The organism is Nonomuraea sp. NPDC049269 (assembly GCF_043197155.1).
Classification (GTDB): domain Bacteria; phylum Actinomycetota; class Actinomycetes; order Streptosporangiales; family Streptosporangiaceae; genus Nonomuraea.
Map to the genome: position 1 here is coordinate 504,753 of NZ_JBICSO010000002.1, position 19,298 is coordinate 524,050.

The 19,298-nt window shown below is 70.1% G+C and carries 20 protein-coding genes; 4 read left to right on the forward strand and 16 right to left on the reverse strand.

Going from position 1 to position 19,298, the window contains the following annotated elements; translation table 11 throughout:
- Positions 1 to 99: 99 nt before the first annotated feature.
- Positions 100 to 1,203 (reverse strand): transcription termination factor Rho, encoded by a 1,104-nt coding sequence (gene rho / locus ACGFNP_RS12015; protein ID WP_393317581.1) that lies wholly within the window; start codon positions 1,201 to 1,203, stop codon positions 100 to 102.
- A 378-nt stretch (positions 1,204 to 1,581) separates the two neighbouring features.
- On the opposite strand from rho, the gene ACGFNP_RS12020 reads away from it, so the two are divergent.
- Together ACGFNP_RS12020 and ACGFNP_RS12025 are read left to right on the forward strand one after the other, a co-directional pair.
- A complete protein-coding gene (locus tag ACGFNP_RS12020) occupies positions 1,582 to 1,725 on the forward strand; it encodes a hypothetical protein (RefSeq protein ID WP_393317584.1) in 144 nt (47 codons plus the stop codon).
- Between the two features lie 9 nt (positions 1,726 to 1,734).
- Positions 1,735 to 2,475: an MBL fold metallo-hydrolase gene (locus tag ACGFNP_RS12025; protein ID WP_393317587.1), complete on the forward strand. Its 741-nt coding sequence runs from the start codon at positions 1,735 to 1,737 to the stop codon at positions 2,473 to 2,475.
- A gap of 10 nt (positions 2,476 to 2,485) precedes the next feature.
- Here ACGFNP_RS12025 and ACGFNP_RS12030 read toward each other — a convergent pair whose 3' ends face one another.
- On the reverse strand, positions 2,486 to 4,378 hold the full coding sequence (locus ACGFNP_RS12030; protein WP_358339205.1) for a nitrate- and nitrite sensing domain-containing protein: 1,893 nt from the start codon (positions 4,376 to 4,378) through the stop codon (positions 2,486 to 2,488).
- A 124-nt stretch (positions 4,379 to 4,502) separates the two neighbouring features.
- Positions 4,503 to 4,898: a hypothetical protein gene (locus tag ACGFNP_RS12035; protein ID WP_393317590.1), complete on the reverse strand. Its 396-nt coding sequence runs from the start codon at positions 4,896 to 4,898 to the stop codon at positions 4,503 to 4,505.
- A 106-nt stretch (positions 4,899 to 5,004) separates the two neighbouring features.
- Here ACGFNP_RS12035 and ACGFNP_RS12040 point away from each other — a divergent pair, with 106 nt between their 5' ends.
- The gene (locus tag ACGFNP_RS12040) at positions 5,005 to 5,532 is read left to right on the forward strand and encodes a DUF6886 family protein (RefSeq protein ID WP_358339211.1); all 528 of its coding nucleotides are present in this window, start codon (positions 5,005 to 5,007) and stop codon (positions 5,530 to 5,532) included.
- Here ACGFNP_RS12040 and ACGFNP_RS12045 read toward each other — a convergent pair.
- The 3 genes from ACGFNP_RS12045 to ACGFNP_RS12055 form a co-directional block, all read right to left on the reverse strand.
- On the reverse strand, positions 5,498 to 6,469 hold the full coding sequence (locus tag ACGFNP_RS12045) for a ketopantoate reductase family protein (protein WP_393317594.1): 972 nt from the start codon (positions 6,467 to 6,469) through the stop codon (positions 5,498 to 5,500). The two genes, ACGFNP_RS12040 and ACGFNP_RS12045, sit on opposite strands and share 35 nt — an antisense overlap.
- Before the next feature lie 19 nt (positions 6,470 to 6,488).
- Positions 6,489 to 7,211, reverse strand: coding sequence for a glycosyltransferase family 2 protein (locus ACGFNP_RS12050; RefSeq protein ID WP_358339217.1), 723 nt, complete (start codon positions 7,209 to 7,211; stop codon positions 6,489 to 6,491).
- Between the two features lie 82 nt (positions 7,212 to 7,293).
- Positions 7,294 to 7,758, reverse strand: a complete 465-nt coding sequence (locus tag ACGFNP_RS12055; RefSeq protein ID WP_393317598.1) for a DUF2000 domain-containing protein — start codon at positions 7,756 to 7,758, stop codon at positions 7,294 to 7,296.
- A 116-nt stretch (positions 7,759 to 7,874) separates the two neighbouring features.
- Here ACGFNP_RS12055 and ACGFNP_RS12060 point away from each other — a divergent pair, with 116 nt between their 5' ends.
- Complete coding sequence (locus ACGFNP_RS12060) at positions 7,875 to 8,366, forward strand: Lrp/AsnC family transcriptional regulator (RefSeq protein WP_308127296.1); 492 nt, start codon at positions 7,875 to 7,877, stop codon at positions 8,364 to 8,366.
- A gap of 189 nt (positions 8,367 to 8,555) precedes the next feature.
- Here the strand turns inward: ACGFNP_RS12060 and lysS are convergent, their stop codons facing one another.
- The 10 genes from lysS to ACGFNP_RS12110 form a co-directional block, all read right to left on the reverse strand.
- The gene (gene lysS / locus ACGFNP_RS12065; RefSeq protein ID WP_393317601.1) at positions 8,556 to 10,208 is read right to left on the reverse strand and encodes a lysine--tRNA ligase; all 1,653 of its coding nucleotides are present in this window, start codon (positions 10,206 to 10,208) and stop codon (positions 8,556 to 8,558) included.
- Positions 10,209 to 10,256: 48 nt separating this feature from the next.
- A complete protein-coding gene (locus ACGFNP_RS12070) occupies positions 10,257 to 10,877 on the reverse strand; it encodes a VOC family protein (RefSeq protein WP_393317604.1) in 621 nt (206 codons plus the stop codon).
- Between the two features lie 78 nt (positions 10,878 to 10,955).
- The gene (locus ACGFNP_RS12075; protein ID WP_358339228.1) at positions 10,956 to 11,531 is read right to left on the reverse strand and encodes an alkylhydroperoxidase domain protein; all 576 of its coding nucleotides are present in this window, start codon (positions 11,529 to 11,531) and stop codon (positions 10,956 to 10,958) included.
- The gene (locus ACGFNP_RS12080) at positions 11,528 to 12,124 is read right to left on the reverse strand and encodes a CMD domain protein (protein WP_393317607.1); all 597 of its coding nucleotides are present in this window, start codon (positions 12,122 to 12,124) and stop codon (positions 11,528 to 11,530) included. Before ACGFNP_RS12080 ends, ACGFNP_RS12075 begins: the two co-directional genes overlap by 4 nt.
- Positions 12,121 to 13,107 (reverse strand): putative FMN-dependent luciferase-like monooxygenase, encoded by a 987-nt coding sequence (locus tag ACGFNP_RS12085; RefSeq protein ID WP_393317610.1) that lies wholly within the window; start codon positions 13,105 to 13,107, stop codon positions 12,121 to 12,123. Before ACGFNP_RS12085 ends, ACGFNP_RS12080 begins: the two co-directional genes overlap by 4 nt.
- Positions 13,104 to 14,660 (reverse strand): dipeptide ABC transporter ATP-binding protein, encoded by a 1,557-nt coding sequence (locus ACGFNP_RS12090; RefSeq protein ID WP_393317613.1) that lies wholly within the window; start codon positions 14,658 to 14,660, stop codon positions 13,104 to 13,106. The genes ACGFNP_RS12085 and ACGFNP_RS12090 overlap by 4 nt, the downstream gene beginning before the upstream one ends.
- Positions 14,657 to 15,436 (reverse strand): ABC transporter permease, encoded by a 780-nt coding sequence (locus ACGFNP_RS12095; protein ID WP_358339240.1) that lies wholly within the window; start codon positions 15,434 to 15,436, stop codon positions 14,657 to 14,659. Before ACGFNP_RS12095 ends, ACGFNP_RS12090 begins: the two co-directional genes overlap by 4 nt.
- Positions 15,433 to 16,365: an ABC transporter permease gene (locus ACGFNP_RS12100; protein ID WP_358339243.1), complete on the reverse strand. Its 933-nt coding sequence runs from the start codon at positions 16,363 to 16,365 to the stop codon at positions 15,433 to 15,435. Before ACGFNP_RS12100 ends, ACGFNP_RS12095 begins: the two co-directional genes overlap by 4 nt.
- The gene (locus tag ACGFNP_RS12105; RefSeq protein ID WP_393317617.1) at positions 16,362 to 17,969 is read right to left on the reverse strand and encodes a TIGR04028 family ABC transporter substrate-binding protein; all 1,608 of its coding nucleotides are present in this window, start codon (positions 17,967 to 17,969) and stop codon (positions 16,362 to 16,364) included. The genes ACGFNP_RS12100 and ACGFNP_RS12105 overlap by 4 nt, the downstream gene beginning before the upstream one ends.
- 66 nt (positions 17,970 to 18,035) lie before the next feature.
- Entirely contained in the window at positions 18,036 to 19,100 is a 1,065-nt protein-coding gene (locus ACGFNP_RS12110; RefSeq protein WP_358339249.1) for a LacI family DNA-binding transcriptional regulator, read from the reverse strand.
- Positions 19,101 to 19,298 lie beyond the last annotated feature (198 nt).

Consider the following 19,298-nt stretch of genomic DNA (forward strand, 5'->3'; position numbering starts at 1 on the left):
GACAAAGGAGAGGGTGGGCGGTGGAGTCACGCCCGAAGGTGTATGTCGTACAAGAATGGGTGCCGGGCGATATACGCAAGATCCGGCACAGGCACTGGGTCAGGCGCTGGCCTGGAGCAGGAAGGCCGCGTTGGACGGTGTCTCGCGGAGCTTGCCGACCAGCAGTTCCAGTCCCTGCTGCCGGTCGAGTGCGGTGAGCATCCGGCGGAGCTCCCAGACCACCTGCCGCTCACCGGCCGGTAGCAGGATCTCCTCGCGGCGGGTCCCGGATATGCCCAGGTCCACGGCCGGGAAGAGGCGGCGTTCGGCCAGGTCGCGGGCCAGGTGCAGCTCCATGTTCCCGGTGCCCTTGAACTCCTCGTACAGGCTGTTGTCCATGCGCGACCCGGTGTCCACCAGCACGGTGGCCAGGATCGTCAGGGAGCCGCCGCCCTCCACGTTTCGCGCGGAGCCGAAGAAGCGCTTCGGCGGGTAGAGGGCCGTGGCGTCGATGCCACCGGTGAGCACGCGGCCACCGCTGGGGGCCAGGTTGTTGTACGCGCGCCCGAGCCGGGTCAGCGAGTCGAGCAGCAGGACGACGTCCTGGCCGTTCTCCACGAGCCGCTTGGCGCGCTCGATGGCCAGCTCGGCGATCGCGGTGTGGTCGCGGTCGGGATGGTCGAAGGTGGAGTAGAAGACCTCGCCCTGGATGGAGGCGCGCATCTCCGTGACCTCTTCGGGGCGCTCCCCGACGAGCACGACCATGAGGTGCGTCTCCGGGTGGTTACGCGCGATGGCCGCCGCGAGCGCCTGCATGACCATGGTCTTGCCGGCCTTGGGCGGGGCCACGATGAGCCCGCGCTGGCCCTTGCCGATGGGCGCGAACAGGTCGATGACGCGAGTGCTGAGCGACTCCGTCTCGATGCGGAGGCGTTCGGTGGGATGGATCGGCGTCAGGTCGGCGAAGTGCGGACGGTGCCGCCACTCGGTGGTGCCGTTGACGGACTCGATCTCGATCAGCTTGCCACCCGCGACGGTGGCGACGACCTGGTCGCCGGGGCGCAGGCCGAACTGCTTGACCCGGTCGGGCGGCAAGCGGGTGTCATCCGGGCCGGGCAGGTGCCCCGCGCGAATGAAGGCGCCTTTCTCCCGGATGTCGAGCAGGCCGGTGACCTGTCGAGTGGGCGCGGCGGCGCGCGGTTTGGGAATGGTTTGAACAGACATGATGAACCCTCCTCGAGGGCAACGCCGAAGAAACCGGCGAGTGAAGAATGAGCCTGGCCCGAGAATCCGGGCGGGGCGATGGGGGAAGTGGCGGAGCAAGAAGCTCAACGCCGCTGGCAACGTATCACACGTTCCGGCCCATACAACACCTAGCCCTCATGGGCTATTCCCGGGGGGTTCTCGCGTCTTCCGCCTCGGCGCGCGGAGCGCGACGTAACAATGTTCTTCTCGGCACGGAGTGCTGCGAATTACCGCAGCTGGTGTGCACGACGACACAGATCGCCCATCAACGCACCGGCATCCTGTCAAGCGGGATGCAGGGCCACTGCAATCCGATGAGGCTTTCATAGAGACACGACTCCTTGGGGGATCACGATGATGAAGACCAGCACCCTTTGCCCGCGGTGTGACAACGAGCTCGACGAGGGCCCGATCATGTACCGGTGCGCGCACTGCTGCCGCGCCGTCTACGCCGCGGACCTCGAGAACGAGTACGTTCCGCGCCAGCGCGTGGCCGCCTAGTCTGGGCGAATGCCGCACAAGCCGCGTACGATCTCCGGCGTCGAGGTGACGCCTCTCTGCGACGCCGTGGGTCCCATGGGACCGACGATCCGCCGCCCGCTCACCGAGATGTTCCCGGGGGGAGGGCTCGCGGACGGGCCGTGGATCCTGCACTTTCACTGCTATTTGCTGCGTGACCCGGCGGGCCGGGTCACGCTCGTCGACACCGGCATCGGTGGCGCGGACTCACCGGCGTCGAGCTGGGCGCCGGTGCCGGGAACTCTGCCCGGTGAGCTGGCGGCCGCCGGAGTGGATCCGGCCGAGATCGGCACCGTGATCCTCACCCACCTGCACAGCGACCACGCCAGTGGCGCGGTCGTGGACGGCCGCCCGCTGTTCGAGAACGCCAGGTACGTTCTGCAGCAGGCCGAGGCCGACGCGGCCCAGGGCGCGATGCTCGATCAGATCCTCACCCCGATCAAGGGGCAGCTACAGGTCGTCGACGGCGATGCCGAGGTCGCGCCGGGCGTGCACGTCCATCTGGCGGCGGGGCACACCCCTGGTCACCAGATCGTCCGGCTGGGCGAGCTGGCGATGACCGGCGACCTGGTGCTGCATCCGGCGCAGCTCGCCGATCCGAGCGTTCACTACCTCTACGACGACGACCCCGTGAAGGCGGCCGCCACGCGTGCCGAGGTGCTCGGCGGGCTGCGGGCCGAGCGCGCGGTGCTCGCCACCGCGCACTTCAGCGACCCGTTCCTGGAGCTCTGAGCGTCTCGCCTCAGGCAGGGACCGGCAGGTCGGCCAGCAGGTCGGCGGGGAGGCTGACGATCGCGGTCAGCCCCCCGTACGGCGAGGCGCCGAGCGCGACCTTGATCCCGTTCCTGGCGGCCAGCCTGGCCACCACGAACAGCCCCAGCCGATCGCTCTGCGCCAGGTCGAACTCCGGCATCTCGGCCAGCCGCGTGTTGAGCTCGTCGAGCTCCTCCCTGGTCAGGCCGAGACCGCGGTCCTCGATCTCGACGTTCACCCCGTGCGGGGTGATCGTCGTCCGCAGGTCCACCCGGGTCTGCGGCGGCGAGAAGAGGGTGGCGTTCTCGATCAGCTCGGCCATCAGGTGAGCGACGTCGGTGACCGCCTGGCCGACCAGGGAGACGGGCGGCGGCTGCAGTACCTCGACCCGCGGGTACTCCTCGACCTCGGCCACCGCCGCGCGCAGCACGTCGTGGATCGGCACGGGGTTGCGCCAGCCGCGCCCCGGCGCCTGGTCGGACAGGATGATGAGGCTCTCGGCGTGCCGGCGCATGCGGGTCGTGAGGTGGTCGAGCTTGAACAGGTCTTCGAGCGTCTCGGGCTCCTCCGCGCCGCGTTCCATGCTGTCGAGCTGCAGCAGCTGACGGTGCAGCAGGGTCTGGTTGCGCCTGGCCAGGTTGACGAAGACCTGGCTGACGCCGTGCCGCAGCCTGGCCTGGCTCAGCGCGGTCGCCACGGCGGTGGACTGCACGTTGTTGAACGCCTGCACGATGTCATGCACCTCGCTGGTCTCCGCCTTCACCTCCAGCGTGGGCAGCTCGTCGGGCGTCGGCGGGCCGACGTCCGTGCGCAGCCGCTTGACCAGCGCCACCAGCCGTACCTCCGCCAGCTCGGTGGCGGCGTCGCGGAGCCCGGCGAGCTCGCGGACCAGGCGGCCGCGGAAGCGGAGCGAGAGCAGGACGGAGGCGAGTACGGCGATCAGGCCGACGCCGCCCGCCACGCCGATCTTGATCAGCACGTTGACGGCCGCGGGTGTGACGCGCTGCGTGATCCCCCGTACGGCCTGCAGCTGGTCGCGCTCGACGACCGTCCACACGTTGCTCGCGTCGATGGGCCAGGTGGCCGCCGTGGCGGGCAGGCCGTTCTTGGTGGCCTGGCCCGTGATGGCGTCCTCCGCCTCAAGGAACTCGCGGTAGGCGGGCGAGGAGATCAGCTGCTCGTACGGCCCGCGCAGCCCCGGGTCGAGATGGGACAGCGCCTGGGTGTAGAGGAGCCGCCTGGTGGCGACCATGCCGGTGAACTCCCGGCGCTCAAGGGTGCTCACCTTGCCCCTGGCCAGGAGCACGATGATGAGCGCCCGCTCTCTGGACAGCAGGTCCTTGGCCTCGCCGAGCATGGTGACCGCCCGCGCCTGCCGGTAGAGCGCCATGTCGGGCATGAGGATCATGGCGTCGTACATGCGGAAGGAGGCGTCGGCGATCTCGCTGTAGCCGTCGATCACGTCGAGCGGGGTGGGGCTCGCGCCGTCGACCTGGCGCCGGATCCCGGGTAGCTGGTCGAGCCGGTCGTACAGGGCTCTGAGCTGGTTGGCCATCCCGGACGAGACGTCCTGCTCGCCGGCCCGCCCGCGGAAGTCCGCGACGGCCTCGTCGGTCCGGATGCGCTGCTTGGCGAGCTGATCGGCGCCGCGCCTGGTCACCAGGAACTCGATGGAGGCCAGCCGCTCGCTCTGGAGCTCGACGTTGATCTGCTCGGACGGGTCGGCCAGGTTCGTCACCAGTTCGTTGATCGCCAGCAGGCGCAGGCCGTCGCCGCCGGTCAGGGTGGCCGCGAACGCCCACAGGCCGACCAGTGACGTGAGCGGGACGATCAGCAGGACGAGGAGCTTGATGGCGATGGGACGGCCACGCGTGGGGGGCATGCGACCTCCGGAGGCATGATGAGATCGCCTCGCACAGTACACCCACTTTTATCGGGATTTCTGGCGTCGGCCGACGCGAGGACCCCTGGCACCCTCGCGCCGGCCGCACTCAGATGCGCTGCCGTTACCGCCGCCTGGGGTCCTCGACGCCGCCGGCCACGAGGCGGTCGGCCGGCTCGGACTGGGGCTCGGGCCGGGGCACGGGCTGAGTCTCGTGCTCGTGCTCCAGCTTCCGCTGCAGCTCGCGCTTCTCTTCCTCCAGCCGGGCCACCCGGCTGGAGGCCTCGGCCCGCGCCACGCGCGCCTGGCGGCGGCGGGTGGCCGTCCGGCGGGAGCCGGAGCTGATCATCGCGATGCCCAGCAGCAGAACCGCCGCGGTCACGGCACCGGCGATGAACATGCCGAGGGAATCGAATTCGAACGTATAGCCGAACAGAATGTACCTGGCGGTCTCTTCAGAAGCGACCAGGGCGATGGCGCCACCAGCGAGCAGGACCAGGACCAGACCCAGCAAGATCATTTCAGCTCACTCCCTGTTGTCAGAGCGAGTCCCCACTGCCCAGACGCGGACGGAGTATGCCGCGCCATCCCCGTTCTCATAGGGGTTTGCGGCCATCATGGCGTTCATGAGACCCGAGCCCGGCCAGGTGCTGCACTTCTCCGAAGACCCGACGATCGAGCTGTTCGTGCCGCACGTCGCGCCGACCTCCGCGATGCGTGAGCCGTACGTCTGGGCGGTCGGTCACGACCGCTGTCCCGACTACTGGTTCCCGCGGGCCTGCCCGCGGGCGATGGCCTGGAAAGGGGCCGCCACCACCGCGGCCGACGCCGACCGGATCATCGGCGCGGGCTGCGGCGATCGGGTGCACGCCATCGAGTACGGCTGGCTCAAGGCGCTCATGGACGTCAGCCTGTACGCCTACCGGCTGCCGGCCGGCCCGTTCCGCGTCATCGGCGACGACGGCCACGCGCTCGTGGCCGAGGTGCCGGTGACGCCGCTCGGCCCCGCGGAGCCGGTGCCGGATCTCTTGGACCTGCACGAGGAGGCCGGGATCCAGCTGCGCGTGCTGGACAACCTCTGGCCGTTCTGGAACGAGGTGACGGCCAGCACGATGAAGTTCAGCGGGATACGGCTGCGGAACGCTCGTCGATGAGCGCGGTCAGTTCGGTGACCGGCATCGACCGGGGCGGCAGCTTCTCGCGGGCGTAGCGGTTGGCCTCGCGCTGGAGCACCTCGTTGGCCGGGGTTGGGATCCCGTACTCGCGGCCGAGCAGTACGATCTCGCCGTTGAGGTAGTCGGCCTCGATCGAGCCGGTGGACCTGGCCAGGCTCTGCCATGAGGATCCGCCGCCGCGTTCGAAGCCGTCGATCGGCCGGGGGTCCACCTTGTTGCCGCGGACCTCCGCCTGCTCGCCCGGCGTGGGGTAGGCGATGCCCGCCTCTTCCAGGACGGCCATGCCCTCGGCTCTGGTCTGCTCGTGCAGCGACTCGAGGCCGGGGTCGCGCCCGCAGAGCGCGTCGACCGCGTTGCCCAGGTTGCTGAGCAGCTTGCCGTACTTCCAGCGCATGACGTCGGGCGCGTCGAGCCCGGCCATCCAGCTCTTGTTGAGGTCGGTGACGAGCTGCTGCGAGACTTCATCCACATCCTGTGGATAACGTCCGACATGCAGCATGCCGGAGTACGGGTGGCCGTGGGCGGCCACCGTTCCGGGCTCGATGTGCGTCGCGGGCAGCCACACGCACATGCCGTAAACGCGCTCGAACCTCCGCAGGACCATCCGCTCGTTGTCGACGCCGTTCTGGGCGCACACCACCGGCAGGTGCCTGGGCCACGGGTCGAGCGCGCTGATCGTGTCCTGTGACTTGGTGGCCACGATCAGCACGTCGTCGTCACGCGTCGGGACGGGGCCGTCGGCCACGGGCACGTCCAGGGTCTCGCTCGAGTCGGGGGTGAAGAAACGCAGGCCGCCGTTCTTCAGCGCCTCGTAGTGGGCGCCGCGCGCGACCAGCACGACTTCGTGCCCGCCCTGGTACAACCGTGCTCCGATGGTGCCGCCGACTGCCCCTGCTCCGATGACTATGTAACGCATGATCCGAGAATGTCACCGTTCACTCGGCGAGCGCCACCTGGGCCTGCGCGGCCATCGCCCCGCGGGTGCGCTCACGGAGGATCGTCTTCAGTACGCGCCAGCCGTCGCGTACGGCGTGCAGGTTGCTCTCGCCGTGGATGCGGGAGTGCTCGTGGCTGGGTACCTCGCGGATGCGGAGTCCGGCCTGGGCGGCTCGTACGTTCATCAGTGTCTCGATCTCGAAACCGTCGCAGTCCAGCGCCAGCGCATCGAGGTGGTGGGCCCAGAACGCGTTGTAGCCGTAGCACAGGTCCGTGTAGCGGGTGCCGTACAGCAGGTTCGTCAGACCCGTGAGGACCTTGTTGCCGAGCGACCGGAGCGGGCTGATGTCGTCGGAGCCACCGCCGGGTGCGTACCTGGAGCCCTTGGCGAAGTCGGCGCCTTGAACCAGCGCGCTGACGAAGGAGAAGATCTCTCCGCCGTCGGTCGACCCATCGGCGTCGATCATGACAATGATGTCGCCGCGTGCCGCCGTGAAACCCTCGATGAGGGCGTTGCCTTTGCCACGTCCCGTCTGCGCGACGACGCGCAGGTCGGGCCGGAGTCGCCGGGCCACGGCGACAGTGTTGTCAATCGAGTTGCCGTCGACGAGGACTACTTCGTCGATCCAGGTAGGCAGCGTCGCGAAGACGTGGGGGAGATTGCCGGCCTCGTTCATCGCAGGAACGACGACAGTGACGCTCACGGCGAAGGGCTTGTTCATGCCCTGAAGGTGCGCTTTCCCGCATGCAAGCCGCTTGACAGCCCCTTGCACTGCTCTCTGATGTATGTATATGTCCGGACATTCAGCGCAGCAAAGGGAGTCGTCCGGTGAGGCGCTCCACCGTCGCGCGCGGGCCGAGGAGGCTGACGGCGTAGTAAGGCGGCTCCTCCGTCCGGGCGAGTTCGGCCAAGTACTCGTCGTAGACGTTGGTCCGCTGGGCGATGGCCGCCATGTCGGTGACGACCAGTTCGGGTTCGGCGGCGGCCTCGGCCCGCAGCCGGCTGACGATCGCGGCGGGCGCGGCCAGCACTGTGCAGCCGATCCACGGCAGCCCCGCGTGCTGGTGGCCGGCGGCGTCGGTGCCGCCCGAACCGAGGATGGCGGGCACCGTACGGCCGACGGACGCGGCGAGGCAGGCGGCGGCGTTGGCCTGGAGGCCGCGGGGCAGGTCGCGGTCCATCACCATCACCCATTTCACCGGGAGCTCCCGGGTGGGCAGGTCGCTTCGATGGTCGAGGCTGTCGATCCAGCCGGCGAGCATGGTCATCCGAGGTCCTTCCTCCTCCGAACTTATGAGGGAAAGGTGGCACGTATCCCGCTGTACCAACAACACGACGACTCTGATTCCGAAGAAAATTCGGAGATTCGTGGCAATATGTGGGCGTGGACGAACTTGATACGGCCATCGTCGTCGAGTTGCAGCGCGACGGCCGCCAGACCAACCGCGAGCTCGCCGAACGGATCGGCATCGCGCCCTCGACCTGCCTCGAACGGGTGCGGTCACTGCGCGGCCACGGCGTGATCGAAGGCTTCCACGCCGAGGTCAACCTGGCCGCCATCGGCCGCCCGGTGCAGGCGCTCATCCACGTACGGCTGCATCCCAAGATCCGCGAGGCGGTGGAGGGGTTCCGCGACTACGTGGCCGCGCTCCCGGAGACGTTGGCGATCTTCGTGGTGTCGGGGGGCGACGACTTCATCATCCAGGTGGCCGTGCGCGACACGGGGCACCTGCGCGACTTCGTGCTCGACCACGTCTCCCGGCACCGCAACATCGCCGACGTCCGCACCTCCCTGGTCTACGACCACATCCGCAAGACGTCTGTAGAAGTCCTCCCTCCTGAACGCCCCAGTCCCCCGCGTGCTGGCCGCAAGTGACTTTCTTCTGTTACGGCCAGCATGGGGCCAGCCCCACCCTTCTGGGCGGGGCCGGCCTCTGTCCAGGGGCACGCTCCTGAGGTTTACGGGGCTGGGCGCCGTGACGTGCGCACTCTTGACCCCGGCCGTCCTCAGGGCTTGGCCACTCGCAGGTGCCAGGAGGCCTCCGTCAGCTTCGCCTGCGCCGACTCACACGCCCACCAGCTTCCTCACCCGGTCGGCGCCCACGGCCAGGAGCAGGGTGGGGAGGCGTGGTCCCGTGTCGTTGCCTACCAGGAGGCGGTAGAGGAGGGCGAAGAAGGCGCGTTGGGCCGTCTTCAGTTCGGGGGTCGCCTTGGCGTCTGGCACCAGTCCGGCCTGGACCTTCGGTACGCCGTACACCAGTGTGGTCAGGCCGTCGAGTGACCAGTGTTCGTCGAGGCCGTCGACCAGTAGCCGGAGTGAGTCGCGGTCGGCCTCGTCGAGTGTGGCCAGTAGCTCGGTGTCGGGTGACTCGCGTACGCGGGTGCGCTGGTCGGCGGGGACCTGGGTGTCGATCCAGCGCTGGGCGCGGTCGAGCCGGGGGCGGGCCTCGTCGAGCGAGGTGAGCTCGCCGTCGAGGTCGCGCAGGATGCGCAGCGTCTGGTCGTCGTCGCCCGTGGTGATGTCGACGATGGAGGCGAGGGTCCGGTAGGGGACCGGGCGCGGCGTGGCGGCCAGCGGACCCTCGGACGTGCGCACGGCCCGCTCGTAGGCGGCCAGTTCGGCGGGCTGGGCGGTCTCGGTGGCGACCTTGCGGCCGAGGCTGTCCCATTCGTCGTAGAGCCGCTGGATCTCCTGGTCGAAGGCGATCTTGAAGGACTGGGCCGGCTTGCGCCGCGCGTACAGCCAGCGCAGCACCGGCGCCTCCATGATCTCCAGGGCGTCGGCCGGGGTCGGCACGTCACCCTTGGAGCTGCTCATCTTGGCCATGCCGGTGATGCCGACGAAGGCGTACATCGGGCCGATCGGCCGCTCGCCGCCGAACACCTCGCCCACGATCTGCCCACCGACGATCCAGGCCGAGCCGGGGGAGTGATGGTCGACGCCCGAGGGCTCGAACACCACGCCCTCATACGCCCAGCGCATCGGCCAGTCGACCTTCCACACCAGCTTGCCGCGGTCGTGCTCGGCCAGGCGCACGGTCTCGCCGAACCCGCACTCGCAGGTGTAGGCCAGCTCGGTGCTGTCGTCGTCGTAGGCGGTGACCGTGGTGAGATCCCGCTCGCACAGCTCGCAGTAGGGCTTGTAGGGGTAGTAGTCGGCCGCCTCCTTGGCCTCCTTGGCCTCCTTGGCCTCCTTGCCCTCCTTGGTCTCCTTGGTGCGGTAGCGGGCCAGGACCGCGTTGATCCGCTCCCGTTCGCGCATGGCGAGCAGGATCTGCTCGCGGTAGGTGCCGGCGGTGTACTGCTCGGTCTGGCTGATGCCGGTGTAGGCGACGCCGAGCTCGGCCAGCGCCTCGATCATCGGCGCCTTGAAGTGCTCGGCCCAGCTCGCGTACGGGCTGCCCGGAGGGGCGGGCACCGAGGTCAGGGGCTTGCCGATGTGCTCGGCCCACGACGGGTCGATGCCCGTCGGCACCCTGCGGAAGCGGTCGTAGTCGTCCCACGACAGCAGGTGGACGCAGTCGTGGCCGCGGCGGCGGATCTCGTCGGCGACGAGGTGAGGGGTCGTGACCTCCCGCAGATTGCCCAGATGGATCGGCCCGGACGGGCTCAATCCCGAGGCGCAGACGATCGGTTTGCCCGGGGCGCGACGCTCCGCCTCGGAGATCACCTCATCCGCGAACCTGGAGACCCAGTCGGTCTCCGTAGTGTCAGCCATCGAGCCATTGTTGCGGCTAGCCCGCGATCAGGCCAACGGAATGCGAGCCTAGGTCAGGGTCACGGGGCCGAGCGGGGTGTCGAGCACCGCCCGCAACGCGATCTCCGGGCCCTCGGTGACGTCCAGCTCGACGCCCAGTGCGGCCAGATCGCGGCGGAGCGCGCCGGGCTCCGGGTGGACGGCGCCGAAGGCGGACAGGCCCAGCCGGGGCAGCCCTGCGGGACGGGTGGTGCCGCCCCAGTCGATGAGGAACGGCACCGGCTGGACCGGCTCGGGATCCTCTCGCCTGGTGAGCCGCCACTCCAGCAGGGTGCCGTCGGGGGTGCGCCGGGACAGCGGCTCGATGTCGCCGGGGTCGTAGCCCTGCTCGCGGGCCTGCCGAACGGACTTGTCGAGGTCGGCGGAGCGCACGGCCCAGGTGATGAGCCGCGGTTCGGAGAGGGTCGCCAGGTCGAAGATGGGGCGCTGGAGGTCGGCCGCGGCTTCCGGATCGGGGCCGATGATCTCCAGGTAGGAGCTCTCGCCGAAGCCGACCAGGTAGTTGGCGGTGCCGCCGGGGTGGCGGCCGCCGACCGCCGGGGCGACCCCGGTGCGCTCGGCGAAGTCGGCCACGCCGCCCAGAAGGTCGGGCACGGCGTAAACGAGATGGTCGAGGCGGGGATCGGTCACTGGACTGCCTCCGGTCGTCGGTGGGCTCGCGGATCGATCACCAGTATGCCTCCGGTCGTCGGTGGGCTCTCGGATCGGTCACTGGTCCGGCTTCCCCTCGCCGGTGGGCTCTCCGAGCGAGAGCATGAGCCGGTTCGCCCAGTTGAAGAAGGCCGCCGCGTGGATCGTGTCGCTGATCGCCAGATCGTCCAGCCCGGCGGCGCGCAGCGCCTCGATGTGCTCGGCGCCGAACTCGACCGGCGTGGCCGCGAGCGCCACCGAGGCGTCGATGATCGCCCGCCACCGCCCGTCCTGCGGCGCCGCCACGCCCTCGTCGAGCAGCCGTCGCACGTCGTCGGGCCGCTTGGAGTAGTGCGCCGCGAACCGCGCGTGCACGGAGGCGCAGAAGACGCACCCGTTACGGCGCGAGGTGGCGGTCGCCGCCAGCTCGCGCTCCGGGCGCGGCAGGCCGCCCTTGGCGTTGTAGAAGATGTCGTTGTCGGTCTTGGTCCGCGCGTGCAGGATCTCCGGGTCGCGGGCGAGCAGCCTGAAGTACGGGGAAGCGGCGCGGGAGGCGTCGACCAGGGCCTCCCGGTGCGCGTCGGTCAGCTCGGGTTCGGTCAGCGGGGTCAGCCACGGCGCCCAGCCCAGTTGGTCCGTGGTGAAGCCGGTCATGAGGTGGTTCCCTTCTGGGTGGCGCCGAGCAGCCGCAGGCCCGCGACCACCCGGATCTGGAAGCTGAGGAAGGCGACGAGCTGCGAGAGCGTCACGATGCCCGTGACACTCCAGTCCGCGTCGGCGAGCGCCCGCAGGTCCTTGGGGCCGGCCTCGCGCGGGCGGAAGACGAGCAGGTGCGCGTGCTCGAACGCGGCGGCCAGCCGGGCCCCGAGCGCCTCGGGATCCCGCGTTCGGTAGCGCAGGCCCTCGTCGCTCTCGGCGGCGAGCGGCCCGTCGGCGGGGTAGCTGCCGTAGGGGCCGGTCGTGCTCGCGGCCTCGATCTCCAGCCGGACCGCGCCGAGCAGCTCGGGCGCCAGCTCGGCCAGCCGGTCGGCGTAGAAGCGGGCGGTCCGCGGATCCTGGTGCAGGCCGGTCACGAAGGCCGCCACCGCGTCCCGCTCGACCAGCGAGACCTCGCCGGGCACGTCAGGGGTGAGCAGCGCGTCGAAGGCGCGCTGGGCGTGCTCGCGGGCGTCCGGCCGCTGCTCACGCAGGTGATCGAGCGGGGAGTCCGGTTCGATCCCGGCCAGGTGGTCGATCACGTCGATCATGTGGTGCTCATTTCGGTGGCGGGAGCCGGCGTCCAGCCGAGCGCGGGCGCGACCTCGGTGGCCAGCAGTTCGATGGAGCGGAGGATCAGCGGGTGCGGCGGGTCGACCGAGTGCACCTGGAGGACCAGGTCGGTGACCCGGTCGAGCGTGGGATCGGCCTTGAGGCTGTCGATGACGTCCTGCGGGGTTCCCACGTGCACGTCGAAGGCGGTGATGCGGTCGCGGGAGGTCTCGAAGGGGAGCCGGGCGCGGCTCAGCCCGCGTTCGGCGTAACGCAGCGCCTCCGCCCGGCTGTCGGCCACGAACGCGGTCCGCGAGGCCACGATCCGGGGCGCGGCGTCCGCGGGCAGATTCTCGTAGTAGGCGTCCACGATGGGCCGCTGGATCTCCGCCAGCGTCGCCTCGGGATGCTCCTCAGGGCGTGGCTGGGTGCGCGACAGCATCAGCCCGTTGCCCGCCCGGCCCGCCCTGGCGCCGCCGCTCACCGAGAACGTGGCCTCCCAGACGGCGTCGAGCAGTCGCGGCGCCGCAGGGTAGAGCCGGTTGCCGCCGCCGAGATCGCGTCCCGACCAGGCGTCGACCAGCACCGCGAGATGCTCGGCGTAGCTGGCCGAGCGCTGCGCGCTCTCCTTCCCGAACGCGGCGAACGACGACGGCGTGCCGCCGCTGCCGACGCCCACTTCGAGCCGGCCGCCGCTCAGCAGGTCGAGGACGGCGGTGTCCTCGGCCACTCGCACCGGGTGTTCGAGCGGCAGCGTGATGATGCCGGTGCCGAGCCTGATCCGGCTGGTGCGCGCCGCGACGTGGGCCAGGAAGACCAGCGGCGCGGGTAGCCCGCCCTCGGCGCCGTCGAAGTGGTGCTGCGCCACCCACGCCGTGTCGAACCCGAAGGACTCCGCGTGCCCGATCTGCTCGGCGGCCAGCCGGTAGCGCTCGCCCGCGGGGGCGTCGTCGAGCAGCCGGCTGAAGAATCCCAGCCTCATCGCACCGGCTCCGGGATCGCGGCGAGGAGTTCGCGGGTGTAGTCGTGCTGTGGGTCGGTGAAGACCCGTTGTGTGGTTCCGAATTCCACTGTGCGTCCCTTGTTCATGACGGAAACGGTGTGCGAGATCTGGCGCACCACCGCGAGGTCGTGCGAGATGAACAGATAGGTCAGGCCGAGGTCGCGCTGGAGCTCTTCGAGCAGGCCCAGGATCTGCGCCTGGACGGTCACGTCGAGCGCGGAGACCGCCTCGTCGAGCACCACCACCGCCGGGTCGACGGCCAGCGCGCGGGCGATGGCGACACGCTGCCGCTGCCCGCCGGACAGCTCGCGTGGCCGGCGTTCGAGCAGGCTCTCGGGGAGCGCCACGCGTTCCATCAGATCACCCACCCTGGTACGGCGGGCGGCGCGGTCCCCGAGCCCGAAGTTACGCAGCGGCTCCGCCACGATCGCGGCGACGGACTGCCGGGGGTCGAGCGAGCCGTAGGGGTTCTGATAGACGAGCTGCACGTGGCGCCGGAAGTCGCGCCCCGTCCCCGCCCCGGCGATCGTCACGGTGCCGGAGGTGGGTTCGGCGAAGTGGACGACCATGCGGGCGGTGGTCGTCTTGCCCGATCCGGACTCTCCCACGAGGGCGTGCGTGGTGCCGGGCCGTACGTCGAAGGACACCCCGTCGACGGCGCGGAACGGGCGTCGCCCGACGCGGAACTCCTTGACCAGGTCGCGGACCACGATCGCGGGCTCTTCCGCGACGTTCTCCGCCACCTCCCTGAACTCGCGCACCGACAGGGCGGGCGCGTCGCGCAGCAACTGCCCGGTGTAGGCGGCCTGCGGAGCCGACAGCACCTGGGCCGACGGGCCCTGCTCCTCGATCCGGCCGTCCTTCATGACGACCAGGCGGTCGGAGCGGTCCGCGGCGATGCCCAGGTCGTGGGTGACCAGGAGCACCGCCGTGCCGAACTCGGCGCGCAGGTCGTCGATGAGGTCCAGGATGCGCCGCTGCACGGTGACGTCCAGGGCGCTCGTCGGCTCGTCGGCGATGATGAGCCGCGGTTCCAGGGCGATCGCGATGGCGATGAGGACCCGCTGGCGCATCCCGCCGGACAACTCGTGCGGGTACTGGCGGGCGCGCGTCTCCGGGTCCGGCAGGCCGACGCGGGTGAGCAGGTCCACGACGCGGCGGGAGATCGTCCGGCGGTCGCCGCGTTTGTGGATGCGCAGGACCTCGCCGATCTGGGCGCCGACGGTCTTGACCGGGTTGAGGGAGTTGGACGGGTCCTGGGGGATCAGGCCGATCTGGGCGCCCCTGATCGATTCCATCCGGCGGTCTGACCAGCTGGCCAGGTCGGTGCCGCCGAGCAGGATCTGGCCGCCGTCGAGGGTGGCGTTCGGCGGCAGCAGGCCGATGATCGCGTGGGCGGTGGTGGTCTTGCCGGAGCCGGACTCGCCGACGACCGCGACCATCTCGCCGGGTTCGACCGTGAAGGAGATCCCCTCGACCGCCCGCCTGGCGTCGTAGGAGACCGCGAGGTCGCGTACCTCCAGCAGGCTCATGTCCTGTCCCTTCCGATCGACCGGCTGATCCGGCTCGCGGCCAGCACCACGGCCACGACCACCACGCCGGGCAGCGTGGTCAGCCACCAGGAGGTCGCCAGGTAGTTGCGGCCCTCCGAGATGAGCAGGCCCCACTCGGGCGTGGGCGGCTCGGCGCCGTAGCCGAGGAAGCCGAGCGTCGAGATGGCCAGGATCGCCACCCCGAACTGCAGGGCGGCGAGTGCGATGACCGGGCCGAGCGAGTTGGGCAGGACGTGCCGCCAGAGCACGGCCGGGAACCGGCCGCCACTGCCGAACGCGGCCTCCACGTAGTCGGACCGGCGCACCCGTACGACCTCCGAGCGCGAGAGCCGGGCGAACGCGGCGACGGACCCGATGCCCACCGCGATCGCCACGTGGACCGTGCCGGGACCGAGCAGGATGATCACTGTGAGTGCCAGGAGCAGGCCGGGCACGGACAGCAGCACGTCGGCCACCCGCATGACGGCGTCGTCGAGCAGCCCACCGGCCGACCCGGCCAGCAGGCCTAGCAGCGTGCCCGCGAGCAGGCCGACGGCGACGGCGACGAACGCCCCCGACAGGGAGTGGACGGAGCCGTGCACCACGCGGGCGAACAGGTCGCGGCCCACGGCGTCGGTGCCGAACAGGTGCTCGGGACTCGGCGGGCGCAGCTTCTCGGCCGGCACCCCGGCCAGCGGGTCGTATCCGGTGAACAGGCCGGGCACGACGGCCCAGAGCAGGACGACGGCGACCGTCAACCAGGAGAGAACCTTCACGCCGCCGCCTTCAGCCGGGGGTCGAGCACCGGGAACAGCAGGTCCACGGCCAGGTTGACGAGGACGAACACGGTGCTCGCCAGCACCACGACGGCCAGCATCACCGGCGTGTCCTGCGCGTTGACCGCCTGCTCGGTCAGCCGTCCGACGCCGTTGCGGCCGAAGACCGTCTCGGTGACGACCGACCCGGCGATGAGCTCGCCGAACGTCATCCCGGCGACGGTCAGCGCGGGCAGCACCGCGTTGCGGGCCACGTGCCGCCACAGGATCCACCGGCGCGAGGCGCCCTTGGCGGCCACGACGGGCACGAACGGCTGCGTGTAGACCTGGTCGATGCCGCGCGCCAGCACCTGCGCGATCGGCGCCGAGATCGGTACGGCCAGCGTCAGCACCGGCAGCACGAGCTGCTGCGCCGGGCTGCCGCCGATCACCGGCACCAGCCCGAGCCGGAAGGAGAACACCTGGATCAGCAGGATCCCCAGCCAGAAGGCGGGCACCGAGATGAACAGCGACGGCACCGCCAGCAGCGCCCCGCGCAGCCAGGACGTCCGGCTGTAGCCGGCGGCGAAGGCGATCACCACGGCGATCAGCGCGGCCAGCGCGAAGCCCGCCGTGGCCAGCTTGGCCGTCTCCGGCAGCGCCTCGGCCAGCCGCTCGACCACCGGCGTGCCGGTGTCGATCGAGTAGCCGAAGCCGCCACGCAGGAAGCCGAGCAGCGTGTGGAGGTAGCCGACGAGCGGCGGGTCTCCGCCGCCGTAGTACGCGCGGATCTCGGAGATCTGCTGCGGTGACAGGCCGAGCTCCGGGTTCTGGAACTTGATCAGGATCGAGTCGCCGGGCAGCAGCCAGAGGAGCACGTAGCCGGCCGTGAAGGCGGCCCACAGCACCAGCGCCGCCTGCCCGACGCGTCGCAGGACGTATCGGGTCACCGCTTCGACAGCCAGACCGAGTAGAACGAGGGCCTGGCCACCGCCTCGAAGGCGACACCCTGCACGTAGGGCGCCGCGCCGTAGACCTGCGGCTCCTCGAACAGCGGGATCGCGTAGCCCTGGTCCACCACGTAGCGCTGGATCTCGCCGACCTTGGCGTCCCGCGCGGTCTTGTCCGCCAGGGCCGACTCCTCTTCCAGGAGCTTGTCGAGCTTGGCGTCCTTGGACAGGATGACGTCGCGGTTCTGGCTGTGGAAGTGGCTCTTGATCACGTCCTCGTCGGCGCGGCCGACCATCGAGTGGGCGATGGCCGTCTTCTCCGCGTCCTTGATGTCGACGGCCTGGGTGCCGGCGTCGGCGGGGCGGATCTCCAGCTTCACGCCGATCTTGGTCCACTGCTGGGCGACGAGTTCGAGGGTCTGCTTGGACAGCGGCTGCGGGCCCGAGACGAAGACGCCGAGCTGGAGCCGCTTGCCGTCCTTGGCGCGGATGCCGTCGGCGCCGCGTGCCCAGCCGGCCTTGTCGAGCAGCGCGTTGGCCTTGGCGGGGTCGTAGGTGAGCTCCTTGGACAGGTCGACGTACCCCTGGGCGAGGTGGCTGAGGACCGAGGTGGCGACCGGGTAGCTCGGGGTGAACAGGGTGTCGACCACCTCCTTGGCGTCCGTCCCGGCCTGGAGCGCCTTGCGGACGTCGAGGTCGCTGAGGATGCTGTTGCCGGGCCGCAGGTAGAGGCCGTTGTTCACGCCTCTGGTCGGCTCCGCATAAATCTTGAAATTCGCGTCTTTGACGGTTTTTTCGTCATAAGCCTGGACGTAGCGGACGTAGTCCGCCTGGCCGGAGGTGAGCGCGCCCACCCGCACGTTGTCCTCGGGCGTCACGATGATCTTGATCTGGTCGAGATACGCGCGGCCCTGGTGCTTCGACGACGCCGGCGCCCAGTTGTAGTCCTTGCGGGCGGCCAGGTCGATCTCCTTGTCCACGACCTGGTTCGCCACGGTGAACGGGCCGGATCCGATGACGTTCTTGAGCTGGCACTGCTGCTCGTACGGCAGCGAGATCGTCTTCTTCGACACCAGCCCGGCGCCGATGACCGAGGTGCCCTGGAGGAAGCCGGGTGACGGCTTGTTGAAGTGGAAGCGCACCGTCAGGGGATCGAGGACCTCGCTGCGGTCGTAGTTGTTGACGAACTCGGCCGGGGGCAGCTTGAGCTCGGTGTCGCCCTTGCCGTACACGTCGAAGTTGGCGGCGACGGCCGACGCGTCGAGCGGGGTGCCGTCGCTGAACTTCACGCCGTCGCGCAGGTGGAAGGTGTACTCGGTGGCGTCCTTGTTCACCTCCCACTTGGTGGCGATCCACGGCTCGATCTTCAGCGTCTTGGGGTCCTGCCAGGTCAGCTTGTCGGTGAGCTGGTTCAGCACGCCGCCGTTCGGATAGAACCCGGCGGCGGGCAGGTAGAGGCAGGTCGGCGGCTGATGCTCCAGGTAGGTCAGCGTGCCCCCGTAGACGGGTGCCCCTCCGGCCTGCGCCTGGACGGCGGGACCGCCGCCGCAGGCCGTTAGGAGCCCTGAGACGGCGAGCAAGGTGAGGGCGGCGGCGGAACGCATGGGACATCCTTCATGGTGGTCGGGGAAAACCACCATACCCTACCTAGATTGTAGGTAAATAGACCCCTACCGCATCGTCGGCGGCTTGACCGACCCCCGGACCACGATGTGCGTGCCGAGCACCACGTGCTGCGGCTCGTGCCGGTTGAGCGCCAGGCGTACGGCGGTGCGGCCCAGCTCCTCGGTGGGGATGTGCACCGTCGTGAGGCCGGGCGCCAGATCGGCGGCGAACGGGATGTCGTCGTAGCCCGCCACCGACACGTCGTCGGGAATGCGCAGCCCCGCCTCGCGCAGCGCGGCGAACACGCCCACGGCCACCATGTCGGTCGCCGCGAAGACCGCCGTGAAGTCGGCCCCCCTGGCCAGCAGGCGCTTGGTCGCCTCGTAGCCCGCCGCGCGGTCGAAGCTGGTGGGGACGACCAGGTCGGGGTCGTACGGCACGCCGTACGCCTCGTGCGCGCGGGTGAACCCCCGGTCCCTGCCGACCTTGGTGGTGCTGGCGTCCTCAGAGCTGACCGCGCCGAGGTAGACGATGCGCCGATGGCCCTGCGACAGCAGGTGGCTGGTCATGGCGTAGGCGCCGCCCTCGTTGTCGTACTCGACGACGGTGGTGGGCACGTCGTCGCCCAGCGACGGCCGCCCGCACAGGACCAGCCGGGAGCCCGCCTTGTCCAGCGCGTGCGCGAAGTGCGTCATGCGCTCGCGGTAGGTGTCGTCGAGCGAGCCGCCGCCGACCAGGATGACCGCGTCGGCGCGCTGCTCGCGCATGGCCTCCACGACGGCCAGCTCGCGCGAGGGGTCGCCGTGCGTGGTGCAGACCATGCACAGCCGCCCCTCGGCGGTGGCCTGCTGCTCCACGCCCTTGGCGACGTAGGCGAAGGAGGGTCCGGTGACGTCGTCGAGCACGAACGCCACCATCTTCGTGCTCGCCCCGGACAGCGCCCTGGCGTGCACGTTGAGCACGTAGTCGAGCTCGCGCATCGCGCGCATCACCCGCACGCGGGTGGACTGGGCGACCGGGTAGTCACCGGCGATCACCCGGGAGACCGTGGACGCCGACACGCCCGCCCGGGCGGCGACGTCGCGGATGGTGGCGCGCTCGCCGTCCTCGGGAGTCACTCTTCGCGACAAGGCTGGCCTTCCATGGTCTTCAGGCGGAGCAGTGTGGCCGAGCGTGGCGTCTCGCGGAACGCTCGCAGTCTACGACGATCATCGCCCGACCCTCCTTGAATAGAAACCGTTGTCTACGGTAGAAGCACTTCCCCTTAAGTTCAACAGTGCAGGTCATATACCTCTTATGTAACGTATGCGGCACGCAGCCGTAAGTTC

What these genes read in the sequence shown, in the direction of transcription:
- rho (WP_393317581.1), bottom strand. Translation starts at nt 1,203, where the DNA reads ATGTCTGTTCAAACCATTCCCAAACCGCGCGCCGCCGCGCCCACTCGA.
- ACGFNP_RS12020 (WP_393317584.1), top strand. Translation starts at nt 1,582, where the DNA reads ATGAAGACCAGCACCCTTTGCCCGCGGTGTGACAACGAGCTCGACGAG.
- ACGFNP_RS12025 (WP_393317587.1), top strand. Translation starts at nt 1,735, where the DNA reads ATGCCGCACAAGCCGCGTACGATCTCCGGCGTCGAGGTGACGCCTCTC.
- ACGFNP_RS12030 (WP_358339205.1), bottom strand. Translation starts at nt 4,378, where the DNA reads ATGCCCCCCACGCGTGGCCGTCCCATCGCCATCAAGCTCCTCGTCCTG.
- ACGFNP_RS12035 (WP_393317590.1), bottom strand. Translation starts at nt 4,898, where the DNA reads ATGATCTTGCTGGGTCTGGTCCTGGTCCTGCTCGCTGGTGGCGCCATC.
- ACGFNP_RS12040 (WP_358339211.1), top strand. Translation starts at nt 5,005, where the DNA reads ATGAGACCCGAGCCCGGCCAGGTGCTGCACTTCTCCGAAGACCCGACG.
- ACGFNP_RS12045 (WP_393317594.1), bottom strand. Translation starts at nt 6,469, where the DNA reads ATGCGTTACATAGTCATCGGAGCAGGGGCAGTCGGCGGCACCATCGGA.
- ACGFNP_RS12050 (WP_358339217.1), bottom strand. Translation starts at nt 7,211, where the DNA reads ATGAACAAGCCCTTCGCCGTGAGCGTCACTGTCGTCGTTCCTGCGATG.
- ACGFNP_RS12055 (WP_393317598.1), bottom strand. Translation starts at nt 7,758, where the DNA reads ATGACCATGCTCGCCGGCTGGATCGACAGCCTCGACCATCGAAGCGAC.
- lysS (WP_393317601.1), bottom strand. Translation starts at nt 10,208, where the DNA reads ATGGCTGACACTACGGAGACCGACTGGGTCTCCAGGTTCGCGGATGAG.
- ACGFNP_RS12075 (WP_358339228.1), bottom strand. Translation starts at nt 11,531, where the DNA reads ATGACCGGCTTCACCACGGACCAACTGGGCTGGGCGCCGTGGCTGACC.
- ACGFNP_RS12080 (WP_393317607.1), bottom strand. Translation starts at nt 12,124, where the DNA reads ATGATCGACGTGATCGACCACCTGGCCGGGATCGAACCGGACTCCCCG.
- ACGFNP_RS12085 (WP_393317610.1), bottom strand. Translation starts at nt 13,107, where the DNA reads ATGAGGCTGGGATTCTTCAGCCGGCTGCTCGACGACGCCCCCGCGGGC.
- ACGFNP_RS12090 (WP_393317613.1), bottom strand. Translation starts at nt 14,660, where the DNA reads ATGAGCCTGCTGGAGGTACGCGACCTCGCGGTCTCCTACGACGCCAGG.
- ACGFNP_RS12105 (WP_393317617.1), bottom strand. Translation starts at nt 17,969, where the DNA reads ATGCGTTCCGCCGCCGCCCTCACCTTGCTCGCCGTCTCAGGGCTCCTA.